General features: G+C 41.6%; 20 protein-coding genes and 2 tRNA genes. 7 read left to right on the forward strand and 15 right to left on the reverse strand.

Translation table 11 applies throughout. The annotated features are described in order from the left end of the window. Positions 1-31: 31 nt before the first annotated feature. The 12 genes from ACLS0A_RS06525 to ccmA form a co-directional block, all read right to left on the reverse strand. A complete protein-coding gene (locus tag ACLS0A_RS06525; RefSeq protein ID WP_126371411.1) occupies positions 32-589 on the reverse strand; it encodes a hypothetical protein in 558 nt (185 codons plus the stop codon). 16 nt (positions 590-605) lie between these two features. Next, complete coding sequence (locus ACLS0A_RS06530) at positions 606-1,001, reverse strand: VOC family protein (protein WP_416082790.1); 396 nt, start codon at positions 999-1,001, stop codon at positions 606-608. 130 nt (positions 1,002-1,131) lie between these two features. Continuing rightward, on the reverse strand, positions 1,132-1,371 hold the full coding sequence (locus tag ACLS0A_RS06535; RefSeq protein ID WP_416082791.1) for a hypothetical protein: 240 nt from the start codon (positions 1,369-1,371) through the stop codon (positions 1,132-1,134). A gap of 42 nt (positions 1,372-1,413) precedes the next feature. Further along, positions 1,414-2,313, reverse strand: coding sequence for a c-type cytochrome biogenesis protein CcmI (gene ccmI, locus ACLS0A_RS06540; protein ID WP_416082792.1), 900 nt, complete (start codon positions 2,311-2,313; stop codon positions 1,414-1,416). 3 nt (positions 2,314-2,316) lie between these two features. After that, positions 2,317-2,799, reverse strand: a complete 483-nt coding sequence (locus tag ACLS0A_RS06545) for a cytochrome c-type biogenesis protein (RefSeq protein WP_416082793.1) — start codon at positions 2,797-2,799, stop codon at positions 2,317-2,319. Beyond that, positions 2,799-3,344: a DsbE family thiol:disulfide interchange protein gene (locus ACLS0A_RS06550; protein ID WP_416082794.1), complete on the reverse strand. Its 546-nt coding sequence runs from the start codon at positions 3,342-3,344 to the stop codon at positions 2,799-2,801. Before ACLS0A_RS06550 ends, ACLS0A_RS06545 begins: the two co-directional genes overlap by 1 nt. A gap of 10 nt (positions 3,345-3,354) precedes the next feature. Beyond that, positions 3,355-5,313: a heme lyase CcmF/NrfE family subunit gene (locus ACLS0A_RS06555; RefSeq protein ID WP_416082795.1), complete on the reverse strand. Its 1,959-nt coding sequence runs from the start codon at positions 5,311-5,313 to the stop codon at positions 3,355-3,357. Beyond that, a complete protein-coding gene (gene ccmE, locus ACLS0A_RS06560; RefSeq protein WP_103854200.1) occupies positions 5,313-5,828 on the reverse strand; it encodes a cytochrome c maturation protein CcmE in 516 nt (171 codons plus the stop codon). The genes ACLS0A_RS06555 and ccmE overlap by 1 nt, the downstream gene beginning before the upstream one ends. Beyond that, positions 5,825-6,028 (reverse strand): heme exporter protein CcmD, encoded by a 204-nt coding sequence (gene ccmD / locus ACLS0A_RS06565; protein ID WP_416080907.1) that lies wholly within the window; start codon positions 6,026-6,028, stop codon positions 5,825-5,827. The genes ccmE and ccmD overlap by 4 nt, the downstream gene beginning before the upstream one ends. Positions 6,029-6,111: 83 nt before the next feature. Then, positions 6,112-6,855 (reverse strand): heme ABC transporter permease, encoded by a 744-nt coding sequence (locus tag ACLS0A_RS06570; RefSeq protein ID WP_416082796.1) that lies wholly within the window; start codon positions 6,853-6,855, stop codon positions 6,112-6,114. Positions 6,856-6,895: 40 nt separating this feature from the next. After that, positions 6,896-7,561, reverse strand: coding sequence for a heme exporter protein CcmB (gene ccmB, locus ACLS0A_RS06575; RefSeq protein ID WP_416082797.1), 666 nt, complete (start codon positions 7,559-7,561; stop codon positions 6,896-6,898). 43 nt (positions 7,562-7,604) lie between these two features. Further along, on the reverse strand, positions 7,605-8,255 hold the full coding sequence (gene ccmA / locus ACLS0A_RS06580; protein ID WP_416082798.1) for a cytochrome c biogenesis heme-transporting ATPase CcmA: 651 nt from the start codon (positions 8,253-8,255) through the stop codon (positions 7,605-7,607). Between the two features lie 530 nt (positions 8,256-8,785). Here ccmA and leuA point away from each other — a divergent pair. The 5 genes from leuA (at position 8,786) to ACLS0A_RS06605 (ending at position 15,086) form a co-directional block, all read left to right on the forward strand. Further along, the gene (gene leuA / locus ACLS0A_RS06585; protein ID WP_416082799.1) at positions 8,786-10,339 is read left to right on the forward strand and encodes a 2-isopropylmalate synthase; all 1,554 of its coding nucleotides are present in this window, start codon (positions 8,786-8,788) and stop codon (positions 10,337-10,339) included. 11 nt (positions 10,340-10,350) lie between these two features. Then, positions 10,351-11,427: a 3-isopropylmalate dehydrogenase gene (gene leuB / locus ACLS0A_RS06590; RefSeq protein ID WP_416082800.1), complete on the forward strand. Its 1,077-nt coding sequence runs from the start codon at positions 10,351-10,353 to the stop codon at positions 11,425-11,427. Positions 11,428-11,717: 290 nt separating this feature from the next. Then, a complete protein-coding gene (gene leuC, locus ACLS0A_RS06595) occupies positions 11,718-13,127 on the forward strand; it encodes a 3-isopropylmalate dehydratase large subunit (RefSeq protein WP_416082801.1) in 1,410 nt (469 codons plus the stop codon). 9 nt (positions 13,128-13,136) lie between these two features. Continuing rightward, a complete protein-coding gene (gene leuD / locus ACLS0A_RS06600; protein WP_416082802.1) occupies positions 13,137-13,739 on the forward strand; it encodes a 3-isopropylmalate dehydratase small subunit in 603 nt (200 codons plus the stop codon). A 105-nt stretch (positions 13,740-13,844) separates the two neighbouring features. Beyond that, complete coding sequence (locus ACLS0A_RS06605; protein WP_416082803.1) at positions 13,845-15,086, forward strand: O-antigen ligase family protein; 1,242 nt, start codon at positions 13,845-13,847, stop codon at positions 15,084-15,086. A gap of 70 nt (positions 15,087-15,156) precedes the next feature. Here ACLS0A_RS06605 and folD read toward each other — a convergent pair whose 3' ends face one another. Next, complete coding sequence (folD, locus tag ACLS0A_RS06610; protein WP_416082804.1) at positions 15,157-16,017, reverse strand: bifunctional methylenetetrahydrofolate dehydrogenase/methenyltetrahydrofolate cyclohydrolase FolD; 861 nt, start codon at positions 16,015-16,017, stop codon at positions 15,157-15,159. A gap of 164 nt (positions 16,018-16,181) precedes the next feature. On the opposite strand from folD, the gene ACLS0A_RS06615 reads away from it, so the two are divergent. Both ACLS0A_RS06615 and ACLS0A_RS06620 read left to right on the forward strand, forming a co-directional pair. Further along, positions 16,182-16,258 (forward strand) — tRNA-Pro (locus tag ACLS0A_RS06615). 29 nt (positions 16,259-16,287) lie between these two features. Continuing rightward, a tRNA-Arg gene (locus ACLS0A_RS06620) sits at positions 16,288-16,364 on the forward strand. Between the two features lie 258 nt (positions 16,365-16,622). Here the strand turns inward: ACLS0A_RS06620 and groL are convergent. Next, positions 16,623-18,266 (reverse strand): chaperonin GroEL, encoded by a 1,644-nt coding sequence (groL, locus tag ACLS0A_RS06625; protein WP_416082805.1) that lies wholly within the window; start codon positions 18,264-18,266, stop codon positions 16,623-16,625. A gap of 78 nt (positions 18,267-18,344) precedes the next feature. Further along, positions 18,345-18,635, reverse strand: coding sequence for a co-chaperone GroES (locus ACLS0A_RS06630; protein WP_017806817.1), 291 nt, complete (start codon positions 18,633-18,635; stop codon positions 18,345-18,347). Between the last annotated feature and the right edge of the window lie 113 nt (positions 18,636-18,748).

The raw sequence follows: 18,748 nt of genomic DNA on the forward strand, positions 1-18,748 counted from the left end.
AATCATACTCCCCTTTTATCTTTCAATAATTTTATCGACAAATTGTTTTTTTCAACATTTCTGAATTTTTTGCAATATTTTGTGTTGCCACTTGTTTACCGTATTTATTTTCTTCATCTTGCACTTGCTGGGCAAGTTTTTCATCTTGAATGTTAAATACCGGCGCATATTGCACATTTTCTGGCGCATTTTTAGAATAAATTGTTGCGCCTGCGATGCTTGCATAATATTCATTATTGGCTTGATCAATGTAATAAGTACGAGAATCTGTCAGATCCACGCCATAATGCGATTTAAACCCACGACAAATCCCAGCGCCCGATTTAAATACCGTGTGAGCAACACGATTTTCGCCAACTTCATACACTTCAAACTCAATGCTTTTCGCTAGCTTTTCCGCATCGCTCATTTTCTTTGGATTAAGTTGTTTTGATTCTTCCTTGCTCACATAAGTTTGATTTTCTGGCTCACTTTCAGAAAAACGAAAAACTTCCACATAACCAGAAGGCTCTGCCGTTTCTTCAACAGCCATAATAGTATGGCTAAAAAAGCTAAGGAAGATAGCCGTTGCTATATTTAACTTTTTCATTTTGTTACCAAATATTTTATTCAATTTCATATAGTTCCAAAGGCAAACCATCAGGATCTTGAAAAAAGGTAAATTGTTTACCCGTTAATTCGTCCACTCTGATAGGTTCACAAAAAATGTTATGTTGGGCTAAATATGCCACAACTTGATTAATATTTTTTACTTTAAATGCCAAATGGCGTAAACCGCAAGCCTCTGGTCTTGTTGGTCTGGCTGGCGGATTTGGAAAGGAAAACAGCTCAATTTGACTGCCATCGGGCAAGGCGAGATCCAACTTATAGCTTTGTCGCTCCGCCCGATAGGTTTCTTGAAGCACCTTTGCCTGCAAAATCTGCGTGTAAAAATGTTTAGATTTCGCATAGTCTGACGCAATAATTGCAATATGATGAAAACCTAAAAATAATGAATTCATTTTTCACACAAAATTAAAAGTCTAAAATTTGCAAGCCAATGAATTATTTTGTTTTTAAACTTTTTTCTAAGGTCACAGCAAGTAGCACGCACAGTGCTGCCATAATACCAAGCCCGATTGTAAATGCCATTTACTCCTCCTTTTCCATTATCAATTTCTCTAAATTCTTACGCATAAAATCTGCACTGAATAAACAAGCATAGGCAGAAATAACGAGAAATAGACAATTTAGTACTTTATAGCCTATCACATTCTCTCCATATAGTACTACAGGGGCGGCTAAAATCGCAACTTTTGCAATATCATCAAGGATTTTGCACCAAGATTGTAAACTTTCTTTATTTACTGGTCTTTTAAAAATATTAAACATTACTCGCCCTTTTAGTTACACATTAATCTTAAGTAAACAAGATTATTTTTTCTGCTCCGCCTTTTCCTTTTCTTCTTGTGCATCGCGTGCGGCGCGGATACTTTTTTCAAGAAGTGCGACTCTTGGATCGTTTTCGGGGATTAGGCGTAACATCATCGCCCAAGTTACTGCGGCCATTTTGTATTCTTCGCTTTCAAAATATTGAAATGCGAGTAAACCAAGGGCTTGTAGGTTGCTGTGATCTTTGCGCAGAACGCCTTTGAGCAAATCCATTCCTTTGTTTTTATCCGTTTGGTCATCGGAAAACATTAAAATGCGCGCATAAGAAAGCTGATATTCGATATTTTCAGGGTCTAATTTTACCGCACGGGCGTAGCTGTCATAGGCTAAACGTGCCTTATCCAGATTCATTGCGATTTGTCCAAGCGTCCACCAGTCCGCCGCGTTGTTGGGCTCTTTTTGCAATTTTAAGCGCAATGCGGTAGCGAATTGTTGCAATTCTTGATCGTTCATTGGATTGCTTTCTTCTTCCTTTAAACGTTCATAAAAGTGCGGCAGTTTTTGGTAGGTTTTTTCAAGCATAGCTTCTTGATGCCAAGCGCCTGCTTGCATATAGCCTAGCCCCGCTAAAATTGCTAAGGTTAAAAAGCCCGATACAAACCAAATTTTGCCATAGCGTTTGCCATCTTGCTGAAGTTGTTCATTTTCAGGAATATCTTGCAATAAGGTTTGCTGTAATTCCGTGCGTAACTGCGATGCGTTTTCAATTAAACCTTGCTGTTCATCTTCTTCAATTTCTTTCAAGCGATTGAAATAAAAGGCTTTATTTAGCTTGTTACGCTTGTTGCTGTCAAGCGCTTGTTTGCCTGAAAATAATAAGGGATAAAAACAAATTAGCGCCACAATAAGGGTGATCGCAAAACTGATGAGCCAAAAATTCATTGTTTATTCCTTATCCTTTAATAATTGTTGTAAACGTTGCTGTTCCACTTGGGTTAAATTTTCATCATTAATTTGCACCGCACTTTGTTTTGCCTGTGGTTGTTTTTTCGGTTTACGGCGTAACACTAAAATGCCGCCGAACAGCACAAGGCAAACTGGCACAGCCCAAAGTAACATCGTTGCGGGCGTGAGCGGTGGGTTGTAGGTAACAAAATTGCCGTAACGTTGTACCATATAATCCACCACTTGCTGTTTGCTTTGCCCTTGGCTGAGCAATTCATACACTTTCTCGCGCATATCCACGGCAATGGTGGCGTTGGAATCGGCAATATTATTGTTCTGACATTGCGGGCAACGTAGCTCTTGGGTTAGGCTTTGGTAATCCTGTTCCTGCTGCGCTGAAGCAAAATTTCGCACTTCAATGGCTGCCTTTGCCGTGATGGCACAAAATAAAAGTGCAGTGAAAAAATAAGGAATTTTTCGCATTATTTTTGTTCCATTAATTTTTGATAAATCGGCTGCAAGGTGCTTTGCCATACTTTTTCGTTCACGTCCCCTGCATAGCGATAATGAATGATACCTTTGCCATCAATAATGAAGGTTTCTGGCGCGCCATATACACCTAAATCCAATCCGAAAGATCCTTTTTCATCTTTAATCACAAGCTGATAAGGATTGCCCAAATCTTTCAACCATTTAATGGCTTTGTCCGTTTTGTCTTTGTAATCCACACCGATAATGGTTACCCCTTGTGAATGGAGCTGATTCAAATATTGATGCTCTGCATAGCAAGTGGGACACCACGTTGCCCATACATTCAATAAAATCGGTTTACCTTGTTGGAAAATGCCTTGATCGTGCGTTTTATTCTCAAACAGATCTTGAAAAGTTGCTGCTGGCACGGGCTTGCCCACTAAAGCACTTTCCAAGGCTTTAGGATCATCACCGTTAGAATTCCGTTGTAATTGCACGAAAAAGGCGGTGGTTAGCGCTAAAAATAAAATCAAAGGAATAGCATATTTTTTATTCATCACGACCTTCTTATTCTGTTTGAGCTTTGGTTAATAACTGTTTGAAACGGTAGCGTCTGTCAAGCATACAGAGCAAGCCACCTAACGCCATAAATACGCCGCCGAACCAAATCCAACGGATAAACGGTTTGTAGTATAAACGCAATGCCCACGCGCCATTGCCAAGGCTTTCGCCTAATGCCACATAAAGATCGCGGCTAAAGCCCCAGTCAATCGCGGCTTCTGTCATTGACATTTTACTCACGGTATAAAAACGTTTTTCAGCATACAACGTGGTTTCGTATTTGCCGTTTTTGCTGATTTCAATTTCCGCTTTGCCGCCGAGATAATTCGGGCCATTGGCATCACTAATGCCTTGGAATTTGAAATCATAGCCTGCAATATCAATGCTGTCGCCTACGTTCATTCGCACATCACGTTCAATGCTGTAGTTTTGGCTAAAGGCAATGCCCCAAACGGTCATCGCTACGCCAAGATGCGCCAACACCATTCCCCAGTGGGAACGCGAAAGTTTACTTAGCCCCACAAAGAAATTGTGGCGGTACGTAGCGCGCTGTTGTAATTCATATAATGCCAATACAGTGATAATCACCGACATCATTACGCCAAGCACGGAGGTTGCGGTGATGCGATCTTGTAACCAGTAAGGTAGCACAAAACCAGCAATTAACATCAAAATTAGGCTGATAATCACTGACGTTCTAATGGCAGAAAATTGATCTCTGCGCCATTTCACCAAAGGCCCAATGCCAAGTAATAAGGCAAAAGGGATCATAATGTATAGGAACATTTGATCGAAGAATGGCGCACCAATAGAAATACTGCCCAAGCCAAGTTGTTTATGCACCAAAGGCAATAATGTGCCTAAAAAGACCACTGCAAGTGCGGTCATTAATAAAATATTATTGAGCAATAACATGGTTTCACGGGAATAACGCTCTGCGTTATCTCTTGAGCGAATGCGGTTGCCTTTGTAAGCATACAGACTGAGTGAGCCGCCAATCACCACGATCAAATAAGCCAAAATATAAAGCCCACGAGTTGGATCGGACGCAAAAGCGTGAACAGAAACTAAAATGCCTGAGCGCACAAGGAATGTGCCGAGCAAGCAAAGGGAAAAGGCTAAAATCGCAAGCAATACTGTCCAAGCTTTAAACGAGCCGCGCTTTTCGGTTACCGCAAGAGAATGCAATAGCGCCGTTCCTGCCAACCAAGGCATTAATGACGCGTTTTCAACTGGGTCCCAGAACCACCAGCCGCCCCAGCCGAGTTCGTAATACGCCCACCAAGAGCCGAGAACAATCCCTAAGGTCAAGAAAACCCAAGCTGCCATTGTCCAAGGGCGCGACCATCTTGCCCAGGCGGTGTCTAGTTTGCCTGTCATTAATGAGGCAATGGAAAAGGCAAATGCCACAGAAAAGCCCACATAGCCCATATAAAGTAACGGCGGGTGGAAAATCAAGCCGACATCTTGCAACAGCGGATTTAACTCTCGCCCTTCCACAGGGAAATCAGGGAACGTGCGATCAAATGGATTGGAGGTGAATAAAACAAAAATTAAGAAACCAATAGTAATCACACCCATTACCCCTAGCACGCGCGCGACCGCTTCTTGCGGTAACGGCTTGCTGAAAAAGGCAACCGCTGCACTCCATAAGGTGAGCAACCAAATCCATAGCAATAGCGATCCTTCGTGCGAACCCCACACGGCGGATAAGCGGTAAGCCAACGGCAAGTTGGTATTGGAATTATTCACCACATATTGCACGGAAAAATCGTTAGTGGCGAATAAATAAAATAAACTGGCAAAGGCTAAGGTTAGGCTGAAAAATAGCCCATATGTCATTGGGCGCGCCAATGCCATTAGCTGCGCGTTATTTTTTTCTGCGCCATATAAAGGGAAAAACGCCAATAGCAGGGAAACGCCCAAACTCAAGGCTAACGCATAGTTTCCTAATTCTGCGATCATTATTTACCTTCTTGTTTTTCTTGACGATCACGCTCGCTTTCGCCCGTTAAATCTGAAATACCCATTGGTTTATGCACTTTTTTCATTTGCTCACCTAATTCTGGCGGCACATAATTTTCATCGTGTTTCGCTAACACTTCACTTGCTTCCAACAGCGTTGGTGTTTTTAGCACGCCTTGTGCCACAATGCCCTGCCCTTCACGGAATAAATCGGGCAAAATGCCTTCATATTCCACGGTGATCGAAGGCCCAATATCGTTGAGATCAAACACCACTTTCAGGCTTTTGTCATCACGTTTCACCGTGCCTGCCACAACCATTCCGCCAACACGGATACGTTGCCCTACTTTTGGTTTGGTTTCTGCATCGTCATTTTTACCGTAGATCACTTCCGTTGGAGTGTAAAATAAATCAATATTTTGACGCAACGCATACAGCACCAGTGATGACGCCACCGCCACGCCAATTAACACAAATAACACAATGGTTAAGCGCGATTTACGTCTTGGATTCATAGACTTTCTCCTGTTCTGCGGTTTTGTTCATATTGCGCGCGTTGTTGTTCGCGTTTAATTTCACTAATAAGTTTTTTCTTGCTCATTACCCCTTGCAAGATCAAACCTGCAATGACTAAGAAAGAAACGCCATAAGAAAGCCAAACGTAAAAACCGTAGCCCCCCATATTCAGAAAATCACTCACAGATTCAAAAAACATCATCTTATCCTTATAAAATTAAAAATTCTTGAAAAAACCACCGCACTTTATTTTTACGAAAACGAAAGTGCGGTGCAAATTGGTTAAATTTTTTGCTGACTGACTAACGTTTTCACCCAAGGGCGTTTTTTCTCATCATTTAATAACGCTAAACGGTAACGCACTAAGGTTAAGCAAATGGTTAAGGCCATAAAACCGAAAATCGATAAAATTAATGGAATTAACATTGGCGTGGCGATGGACGGCTTCTCAAATTTCGTGATACTCGCCCCTTGGTGCAAGGTGTTCCACCATTCCACTGAAAAGTGAATAATTGGAATATTGATCACACCGACAATGGATAAAATCGCAGCCGCTTTCATTCCCGTTGTGCGATCTTGGAAAGCGGAATACAGCGCAATCACGCCTAAGTATAAGAAAAATAAGATTAATGATGCGGTGAGCCGTGCATCCCACACCCACCAAGTTCCCCACATTGGCTTGCCCCAAATTGCACCTGTTGCCAAGGCGATAAAGGTGAACACCGTGCCGATTGGTGCCATTGCGATGATAGAAAGATGCGCTTGGCGAATTTGCCACACCAAACCAATCACGCCCGCAATCGCCATTGAAACATAAATGCTCATTGACCAAATCGCCGCTGGAACGTGGATATACATAATGCGAAAGCTGTTGCCTTGCTGATAATCTGCTGGCGCATAGGCCAAGCCCCAAACTAAGGCGGAGCCAATTAATAAGGTTGAAAGCACCACAAACCAAGGAATAAATTTTCCGCATAAATGGTATTGGGTTTCTGATTTGGCATAAGGGTGAAGCCATTTCCACATAATCAATCTTTCCTTTAATCAAAAAATAAAAACTTGTGCCTTATTCAAGGCTAATTCGTAATGCCCCCGCAATGGCAAAAGGCGATAAGGTCAGTGCCGCACATAACATTGCGCCCAAAATAGCAAGTTGCCCGTTATAAGGCAAGGCAAGCGCGGCTGCTTCAAGGACGGACGCAGAAAAAATCAACACTGGAATAAATAAGGGTAAAACCAATAAACTCAGCAACACGCCGCCTTTGCGCAACCCAACAGTGAGCGCCACGCCGATCGCGCCAAGGCAGCTTAAAATTGGCGTGCCGAGTAATAAAGTTAGCATCAACGCCCACCAAATATGGCTATCTAAAGAAAGCAATAACGCCGCAATGGGTGAAAGCAAAATGAGCGGCAAGCCGGTTAATAACCAATGCGCCACTACTTTTGCCAAGGCGGTTAAGGCTAAATGTTGAGAGCTGAGCATTAATTGCTCCAGCGAACCATCAATAAAATCATCGCGAAACAAACGTTCAAAAGAAAGCAAGGCAGAAAGCAGTGCTGCCACCCAAGCCACACCAGGGGCGATTTCTGCCAGCAATTTTGGTTCAGGGCCAATCACTAACGGAAACAGGGTGATAATAATCAAAAAGAACCATAACGGATTGAGAATCTCCGTTTGTTTTCGCATTGCAATGCGTAATTCCCGTTTGATGATTTGCGCAAATATCTGCATAAAAAATTCTCTAATTTTGCACCGCACTTTATCTATGATGAAGCTATTCGCGGTGTGAATAAAATTTATATTTCTCTAAATCCAGCACTTGTAATTGTTCGCTTGGAATTTCTTGGTGGCTAGTTAAAATCACCATTCCGCCTTTTTCCACTTGCTGTTCAAATAAACGCGTTAAAATGCGTACGCCATTTTTGTCAATGGCGGTAAAAGGCTCATCTAAAATCCATAATGGCGCTTGGGAAAGCCACAGACGCGCAAAGGCAATTCGCCGTTGTTGCCCCGCGGAAAGTTGCCCAGAAATAATGTCTTCTCGCCCAATCAACCCCACTTTTTCCAATGCCTGCCAAAGCGCTTCGTCCCCTTGCTGACATTGACTAATGGCTTGATAAAATTTCAAATTTTCCCAAGGGGTGAGTTCTGGCTTAATGCCTGCGTGATGGCCCAAATACAACAGTTGGTAATAATAATCTTCGCGGCATTGTTTGATCGCCCGCCCATTCCAACACACTTGCCCAGCCAAAGGTGGCGCAAGGCCAACTAAAATGCGTAACAAGCTGGTTTTGCCAATGCCGTTATGCCCTTCAATCTGCACAAAATCACCACTTTGCCAAGTGAGCGATAAATCCGTAAACAGGGTTTTATCGCCACGCTGGCAGGCAATTTGTTCGAGCTGTAATTGATTGATTATTGACATAAAATTCACCTATAAGGAAAAGTGCAGTGATTTTATCACAAGGGCGAAACGCCGCGTAGTTATTCGAGCAAAGAAAAACTAACTCTTTTGTAGTATTTATAGGTGGTTATTGATTTAACGCAAAAATTGCTTTTTGCCGTTTTGAGAAAAAAATGTAATAAATTTTATCCACGCCATTTCTAAAAAAGTGCGGTATAAAAAAGTAAACTTTTTACCCAACTCAAAATATTTATCTTTTTATTATCAAAATAATAGTGTATTAATCTAATTCAAATTCTTGCAAATCGTTTACTTTGGATAAAAATGCTAAAATTTTGTTTGACAGTTTATTTTTAACGAGTAAGATAAAACTCGTTTTCAAGAAGGATTATGTTTTATGTTTACTCGTGTTTTGCTCTCACTCCACCTGCTTCTCTCACAGTTTTTGTGCGGCTAGCTTGTGGATGAAAAACACCAAAGTAAAAACTTCCCAAATTTGACCCGCACTTTTAGGCGGGTTTTTTTATATCTTCAAAATGAAAGGACAGATTATGCAAGATCAAGTGATTATCTTTGACACCACCTTACGCGATGGTGAGCAGGCATTGAAAGCCAGTTTAACAGTAAAAGAAAAATTACAAATCGCTTTTGCCCTTGAGCGTCTTGGCGTGGACGTAATGGAAGTGGGTTTTCCTGTGTCTTCCGCGGGGGATTTTGAATCCGTCCGTACCATTGCGGAAAACATTAAAAATAGCCGAGTTTGTGCCTTATCACGCGCGGTAGATAAAGATATTGATGTGGCGGCAGAAGCGTTAAAAGTGGCAGAAGCCTTTCGTATTCATACTTTCATTGCCACTTCTGCCTTGCACGTTGAAGCTAAATTACGCCGCACCTTTGATGATGTGGTAGAAATGGCGATTAACGCCGTAAAACGTGCGCGCCGTTATACCGATGATGTGGAGTTTTCTTGCGAAGATGCAGGGCGTACAGGCATTGATAATATTTGTCGTATTGTGGAAGCTGCCATTAACGCTGGGGCGACCACGGTGAATATTCCTGATACGGTGGGTTATTGCTTGCCGATGGAATATGGCAATATTATCGCCAATGTAATGAACCGCGTGCCGAATATTGATAAAGCGGTGATTTCCGTGCATTGCCACAATGATTTGGGTATGGCAACAGCAAATTCATTAACTGCAGTGCAAAATGGCGCGCGACAAATTGAATGTACGGTAAATGGCATCGGTGAGCGTGCAGGTAATACCGCGTTGGAAGAAGTGGTGATGGCGATTAAAACGCGTCAAGCCTTGTTTGGCGTGGATACGCGCATTAATACGCAAGAAATCCACCGCGTCAGTCAAATGGTTAGCCAATTATGTAATATGCCAATTCAGCCAAATAAAGCCATTGTTGGATCGAATGCTTTCGCCCATTCTTCGGGTATTCACCAAGACGGTATGGTGAAAAATAAAAACACCTATGAAATTATGTCGCCAGAAACTATTGGCTTGAAGAAAGAAAAATTGAATTTGACTGCAAGATCTGGCCGTGCAGCGGTGAAAAATCATATGGATTCAATGGGTTACCAAGAAAACGAATATGATTTAGATAAATTATACGAAGCTTTCTTGAAACTTGCCGATAAGAAAGGACAAGTATTCGATTATGACTTAGAAGCCCTTGCCTTTATTGATATGCAACAAGGCGATGAAGATCGCTTAACCTTAGACGTAATTACTTCACAAATGATCAGCCATTTGCCTGCTTCCGCCTTTGTGCAAGTGGAGCTAGACGGCGAGAAATTAAGCCAAGTATCCAGCGGCGGTAATGGCCCTGTGGACGCGGTATTTAACGCTATCTTGAAAATCACCAATATTGATTTAAAAATGTTGAACTATAACTTAACCGCGAAAGGAGAAGGCGCAGAGGCGCTCGGTCAAGTGGATATTGTGGTGGAACATAAAGGACGCCGTTTCCACGGCGTGGGCTTGGCAACGGATATTGTGGAATCTTCAGCGCGTGCGCTTATCCACGCCATTAATGCGATCTACCGCTCGCATAAAGTAGAAAATTTAAAATTAAGCAAAAATGCAATCAATTAAGGAGTGATGTGATGAAAAATTATAATGTCGCCGTATTAAGTGGCGATGGCATTGGCCCAGAAATTATGGCTGAAGCCATTAAAGTACTTGATGCTGTACAGCAAAAATACGGTTTTCAACTTAACTTTCGCCATTTTGATGTGGGTGGTATCGCCATTGATAAACACGGCACGCCATTGCCAGCAGAAACCTTAAAAGGCTGCGAAGAAAGCGATGCGATTTTATTTGGTTCAGTGGGAGGGCCTAAATGGGAAAACTTACCGCCAAATCAACAACCTGAACGTGGCGCATTATTACCGTTGCGTAAACACTTTGCCCTATTCTGTAACTTACGCCCTGCAACCCTATACAAAGGCTTAGAAAAATTCTGCCCATTGCGTGCAGATATTGCGGCAAAAGGCTTTGATATGGTAACGGTACGTGAATTAACCGGCGGGATCTATTTCGGTCAGCCTAAAGGCCGTGAGGGCGAAGGAAAAAACGAAAAAGCATACGATACGGAAATCTATCACCGCTATGAAATTGAACGTATCGCCAAAGTGGCCTTTGAAACCGCAATGAAACGCACCAAACACGTTACTTCAGTGGATAAAGCCAACGTATTGATCAGCTCTACCCTATGGCGTGATGTGGTAGAAGAAGTGGCAAAAGGCTATCCTGAAGTGAAATTGGATCATATCTATATTGATAACGCCACAATGCAATTAATCAAACAACCTGAATTTTTTGATGTATTGCTCTGCTCAAATATTTTCGGCGACATTATTTCTGATGAATGTGCAATGATCACGGGATCAATGGGAATGCTTCCTTCCGCCAGTCTAAACGAACAAGGTTTCGGTTTATACGAACCCGCAGGCGGCTCAGCCCCTGACATCGCCGGCAAAGGCATCGCCAACCCTATCGCACAAATTCTTTCTGCCGCAATGATGCTGCGTTATAGCTTTAATCTCAATGACGCCGCCACCGCAATAGAAAGTGCGGTGAAAAAAGTGCTAGAAAATGGCTACCGCACGGCAGATCTTGCAGATGAAAATTCGCCTGTTTCAACAGAAGAAATGGGGGATCTAATTGTGGCTCAGATTTAAAAAATCTCCCCCTAACCCCCTCTTTATTAAAGAGGAGGAAAAATGGGGTACTCACTATCTTTTAATTTAACCAAAATAAGAATAGCGCACCTTCGGGTTCCCTTCTGTTTTGCCGGAGTGTGAATGAATTTTTAGGAAAATTTAGTTTGTTTGAGGCACAAAGTGCCGAGTTCTAAATTTTCCGTTAAGAAAATTCATTCTAAGCGAGGAAAAGCAAAACAGCAGGGTGTGCTTTTTTGCCTACTTTTTTGCACAAGCAAAAAAGTAGGTTCACAAAACGAGTAATAAATATGAAAAAAACCCTATACGACAAATTATTCGATGCTCACATCGTTTACGAATCAGAAGGCGAAACGCCGATTTTATACATCAATCGCCACTTAATTCACGAAGTAACCAGTCCACAAGCTTTTGACGGATTGCGTGTCGCCAATCGCCAAGTGCGTCAAGTAGGTAAAACCTTTGGTACAATGGATCACAGCATTTCAACACAAGTGCGTGATGTGAATAAATTAGAGGGACAAGCCAAAATCCAAGTATTAGAACTTGCTAAAAACTGTGCCAGTACAGGGATTGAATTGTTCGATATGAACACCAAGCAACAAGGTATCGTTCACGTTATGGGGCCAGAGCAAGGTTTAACCTTACCGGGAATGACTATCGTCTGTGGGGATTCCCACACCGCCACGCACGGTGCATTTGGCGCATTAGCGTTTGGGATTGGGACATCAGAAGTGGAACACGTTCTTGCTACCCAAACCTTAAAACAAAGCCGTGCCAAAAATATGAAAATTGAAGTGCGTGGCAAAGTTGCCCCAGGGATCACTGCAAAAGACATTGTGCTTGCCATTATCGGCAAAACCACAATGGCAGGTGGCACAGGACACGTTGTGGAATTTTGCGGTGAAGCCATTCGTGATCTTTCTATGGAAGGAAGAATGACCGTCTGCAATATGGCCATTGAACTTGGTGCAAAAGCAGGATTAATCGCACCAGATGAAACGACCTTTGAATACTTGAAAGGCCGCCCTTATGCGCCGAAAGGCAAAGATTGGGACGATGCGGTGGCTTATTGGAAAACTTTGAAAACCGATGAGGGCGCAGAATTTGACACGGTGATCGTATTAGACGCGAAAGATATTTCACCACAAGTAACTTGGGGAACTAACCCAGGGCAAGTGATCGGCATTGATCAAACCGTGCCAAATCCCGCTGAAATGAATGATCCTGTAGTACGCGCCTCTGCCGAGAAAGCCTTGGCTTATATTGGGTTAGAACCGAATGCAGATTTAACTCAAATCCCTGTTGATCAAGTCTTTATCGGCTCTTGTACTAACTCGCGTATTGAAGACTTACGCGCTGCCGCCGCGGTGATGAAAGGGCGTAAAGTTGCCGATAACGTAAAACGCGTGCTGGTGGTTCCGGGATCGGGTCTTGTAAAAGAGCAAGCAGAAAAAGAGGGCTTAGATAAAATCTTTATTGAAGCAGGGGCTGAATGGCGTAACCCCGGTTGTTCAATGTGTTTAGGAATGAATGATGACCAATTAGGCGAATGGGAACGTTGTGCTTCCACCAGCAACCGTAACTTTGAAGGTCGTCAAGGGCGTAATGGCCGCACTCATCTTGTGAGCCCAGCAATGGCTGCGGCAGCAGCGGTGTTTGGTAAATTTGTTGATATTCGCCAAGTGGAATTATATTAAGGAGAAATTATGGCAGGCTTTAAACAACATTCAGGCATTATTGTGCCATTAGATGTGGCAAATGTGGATACCGATGCCATTATTCCAAAACAATTTTTACAAGCCATCACGCGTGTTGGCTTTGGCAAACACTTATTCCACGAATGGCGTTATCTTGATGCTGAGGGCAAACAGCCCAATCCCGAATTTGTACTCAACTTCCCACAATATCAAGGGGCGAGCATTTTGCTCGCGCGTAAAAATTTAGGCTGCGGCTCATCTCGCGAACACGCTCCTTGGGCATTGGCAGATTATGGTTTCAAAGTGATGATTGCACCAAGTTTTGCAGATATTTTCTATAACAACAGCTTAAACAACCATATGTTACCAATCCGTTTAAGCGAAGAAGAAATCGAAGAAATCTTCCAATGGGTGTGGGCAAATCAAGATGCGACCATTGACGTAGACTTAGAAAAAATGACCGTAACCGTAGGCGAAAAAGTCTATCCCTTTGAACTAGACGAATTCCGCCGCCACTGCCTATTAAATGGCTTAGACAACATCGGACTCACCCTCCAACACGAAAACGCCATTGCAGAATATGAGAAAAATATTCCTGCGTTTTTGAGATAAACTTAAGGCTGACACAACGTCAGCCTAATTTTTATCACAGCACTAGCAATCTTAGCCATTTTCACGCATACTTAAATCCAGAATTTTTCATTTGGGTTATGATTTATGCTTAATAAACGTTATTCTTTTGGTTATTTATTTGTAAACACTGCTGTTTCAATTTATTTTTTATCAATATTTCTTTTTAAGCGTAGCTATAACATAGCACCCGCCTTGCTCATTTTAGCGGCACTTATCCTTTTTATAACAAGTAAAGAAAGAAAAAATATCTTTAAATTTAATAACGAACAAAAGACATTAGCGTTCAGTTATTTTTTCTACTTTGCAACACTTGCATTTTCTGTATTATTCCATCACGGAAAATTAAACGAATTAGATAATCCTAGTCGCATTTTGCTATTCTTACCAATCATTCCATTATTAGTTAATTACAAACTTAGCTTTCATATTTTAATAAAAGTTATTTCTTTCTCTGCCTTATTAGCTGGAATTATTGCACTTATTCAGCGTTTTTATCTTGGGCATGAACAAGCATATAACAATGTTATGCATATTCAAGGCGGTGATATGGCTATGAGTTTAGGTGTATTTTCAATTTGTATTAGCTTATATTTTTGGACAAATAAAAATAAGAAATTTGCCCTATTCGTATTATTTTGTGCCTTAATGGGAATGTTAGGAAGCATTTTATCTACCGCTCGTGGTGGCTGGATTGGTGTACCATTTATACTGGCTTTCACCTTATATATTTATCGAAAAAAATTGCCTAAATATTTCTTTCCTATCCTATTTTCTACAATTTCAACGTTTGTTGTTATTGTTTCACTTACCAATACAGGGGGCATTATTAATCGCATCAATGCCGCTAAAGCAGATATTACACAATATGTGAGCAGCGAAAACACTTCTACTTCTGTTGGTGCACGTTTCGATATGTGGAAAGCGTCTTGGATTGCCATTCAAGAAAAGCCAATTTTAGGCTGGGGAAAACAAGGTATTTACGACAAAAAACAAGAACTTGCAAAAGAAGGCATTATTAGTGAATATGCAGCAAGTTTCGTGCATAACCACAATCAATTTATTGATGATACAGTAAAAAAAGGATTAATTGGGCTTATAGCCTTATTATTTGTTTTTATTGTTCCTTTACGCTTTTTTATTAGTAACTTAAAAACAGATAATCCAGAACTATTATGCCTTTCTAGTTTGGGGATCATTCACGTTATATCTACAATATTTTATAATTTCTCACAAAGTTTCTTTAGCCATAACTCAGGAAATATTTTCTATTTCTTTTTGATTGTAATTTTTTATGCGGCCATTAAAGTGGTAAAGAATAAAAATTAAGACATAAAATAATGCCCTATCATAAGGGCATTTTTTAAAAGTGCGGTGTTTTTTTCTATTATTTTTTGCTTTATTTATTATCAACTAAATGCTTTTCATAAGCATACAACGTATTAAACATTAACATCGCAACGGTCATTGGGCCAACGCCGCCTGGCACTGGGGAGATGTAACCGGCTCTTTCTTTTGCTTTGTCAAATTCCACATCACCAGAAAGTTTGCCGTCCACACGGTTAATTCCTACATCAATCACCACTGCACCTTCTTTAATCCATTCGCCGGGGATAAATTGTGGCTTTCCTACGGCGACCACTAGAATATCCGCTTGTTTCACGTGGTGTTCTAAATCTTTTGTGAAACGATGCGTTACCGTAACAGTACAGCCTGCAAGTAATAGCTCTAATGCCATTGGACGCCCTACAATGTTGGACGCTCCCACAATCACGGCGTGCTGACCATAAAAATCAATGCCTGTAGTTTCTAACAGTTTAATGACACCGTAAGGAGTGCAAGCACGCAGTGTGGGAATACGCTGGCATAAACGCCCCACATTATATGGGTGGAAGCCATCTACATCTTTGTTCGGTGAAATGCGTTCAATAACAGAAGTGCTATTAATATGAGCAGGTAAAGGCAGCTGAACTAAAATACCATCTATTAGTGGATCTGCATTTAGCTCATCGATTAAAGCAAGCAATTCTTGTTCCGATGTACTTTCAGGCAAATCATAAGACTTAGAAAACATTCCTATTTCTTCGCAGCTTTTGCGTTTGCTTGCAACATAAACTTGTGAGGCAGGATCAGCGCCGACTAAAATCACTGCTAACCCTGGTGCGCGTTTGTCTTGTTGGGTATATTGTTGAATTTTTTCAGCAATTTCTGATTTGATTTCTTTAGAGAGAGCTGTGCCAGAGATGATTTGTGCCGTCATTACGTTTTCCTTAAAATGAAATACTGAGAAAGTAAACGTTTGCTATTTTCTCAAAAAAAACATTCCAATGTAAGCCTAATTGAGATAATTTTGAGCGATTAAATAAAAAATAGAAAAAATTCATTGACTGATAATGAAAGCTACTTATAATGCTACACATCTGTCGGCGAGTAGCGCAGCTTGGTAGCGCAACTGGTTTGGGACCAGTGGGTCGTAGGTTCAAATCCTATCTCGCCGACCACTTCTTTTTTATCTATATCCATTTGAAATGCGCCCTTAGCTCAGCTGGATAGAGCAACGGCCTTCTAAGCCGTAGGTCATTGGTTCGAATCCAATAGGGCGCGCCATTATAATCATTTCTTCTTAACAAACTTTTATTTATTCTTGTTTTATATTTATTTTTCTAAAAAATATCCGTACTTTTTGACAAAACAAGCATAACTCATTTTCTAACTTGTTCTTCTTTTATACTGATGATTTTTTTCTAATGTATTATTCCAATGATAAAAAAATCCCCGTAGCTAAAACTACGGGGAGTTGTGCAATAGAAATCTAAAAATCAGAAAAATTTCCACCGCACTTTAAAAATGAGGGTTTGGGACGAATTACATCATACCACCCATTCCACCCATACCGCCCATACCAGCGCCTAGGTCTGCTTTATCTTCTTTTGGAATTTCGGTTACCATCGCTTCAGTGGTAATCATTAATCCCGCGATAGAAGCCGCGAATTGAAGGGCTGAGCGGGTTACTTTTGTTGGGTCAAGGATACCCATTTCCAACATATCGCCGTATTGTTCAGTGCCTGCGTTGTAACCGAAGTTTCCTTCGCCAGATTTCACCGCACTTGCTACCACAGAGGCTTCTTCCCCAGCGTTGGTAACGATTTGGCGTAATGGCGCTTCCATTGCACGCAAGGCAAGTTTGATACCCACATTTTGCTCTTCGTTATCGCCTTTTAAGCTTGCTGCAACTTTGGTTGCTGCACGGATTAAGGCAACACCACCACCAGCTACGATACCTTCTTCCACAGCTGCACGAGTTGCGTGTAAGGCATCTTCAACGCGGTCTTTTTTCTCTTTCATTTCCACTTCAGTTGCCGCACCCACTTTAATTACAGCCACGCCGCCCGCTAATTTTGCCACGCGTTCTTGTAATTTTTCTTTGTCGTAATCGGAAGTACTTTCTTCGATTTGCTGACGAATTTGTGCCACACGACCTTTGATTTGTGCTTCTTCGCCCACACCGTCAATAATAGTGGTATTGTCTTTGTTGATGACCACGCGTTTTGCTTGACCTAAATCTTCTAAAGTCGCTTTTTCTAACTCCATACCGATTTCTTCAGAAATCACAGTACCGGCGGTTAAAATCGCAATATCTTGTAACATTGCTTTACGGCGATCACCAAAGCCCGGTGCTTTTACCGCAGCCACTTTCACGATACCACGCATTGTGTTTACTACAAGGGTAGCAAGGGCTTCGCCTTCCACATCTTCAGCGATGATTAACAATGGTTTGCCCGCTTTCGCAACGGCTTCTAACACTGGCAATAATTCACGAATGTTAGAGATTTTTTTGTCCACTAAAAGAATGAATGGGTTGTCAAATTCTACGGTTGCAGATTCTGGTTTGTTGATGAAATAAGGTGAAAGGTAACCACGATCGAATTGCATACCTTCAACCACTGCCAATTCATCTTCTAAACCTGTGCCGTCTTCTACGGTGATCACGCCTTCTTTGCCCACTTTTTCCATTGCTTCGGCGATTAATTTACCCACAACGTTGTCTGAGTTGGCTGAAATTGTGCCGACTTGTTCGATTTCTTTTGAGCTTTCGCACGGTTTAGAGAGGGTTTTTAACTCCGCCACGACCGCACTTACGGCTTTGTCGATACCGCGTTTTAAATCCATTGGGTTCATACCGGCTGCAACCGCTTTCAAGCCCTCGTTTACGATAGCTTGGGCTAATACGGTTGCCGTTGTTGTACCGTCCCCTGCAGCGTCATTGGCTTTAGATGCCACTTCTTTCACCATTTGTGCGCCCATATTTTCGAATTTATCTTCTAATTCAATTTCACGCGCAACGGATACGCCGTCTTTCGTGATCGTTGGTGCGCCAAAGGCTTTGTCTAAAATCACATTACGCCCTTTTGGCCCAAGGGTTACTTTCACTGCGTCTGCAAGAATGTTTACGCCGTTAAGCATTTTTACGCGAGCATCATTGCCAAATTTAACGTCTTTTGCTGCCATTTTTTATTCCTTCTTAATAATTAATTTTGCTAAAAGTGCGGTGAAAAATAACCGCACTTTTTGATGATTGATTTGGGATTATTCTACGATCGCTAAAATATCGCTTTCAGAAATGATTAACACTTCTTCGCCATCAATTTTTTCTGCTTTCACGCCATAGCCATCATTGAAGATAATGGTGTCGCCAACTTTTACATCTAAAGGCAATACTGTGCCGTTCTCTAAAATGCGACCTTTGCCCACCGCAAGCACTTTTGCACGGGTTGATTTGGTTGCTGCTGAACCTGTTAAAACAATACCACCAGCGGAAAGGGTTTCCACTTCTTCACGTTTGATGATCACACGATCGTGTAATGGACGAATATTCATTGTAATTTCCTTCTTAGGTTGAGGGGTTAAAACAAAAAAGTATCTTCAATATGGGGCAGGATTTTTTCCTTTCAAGAGAATAACAAAAAATTTTTTGCAAAAACAGGTAAAAA

Origin of the sequence: Avibacterium volantium (assembly GCF_049366555.1) — a bacterium.
GTDB lineage: Bacteria > Pseudomonadota > Gammaproteobacteria > Enterobacterales > Pasteurellaceae > Avibacterium > Avibacterium volantium_A.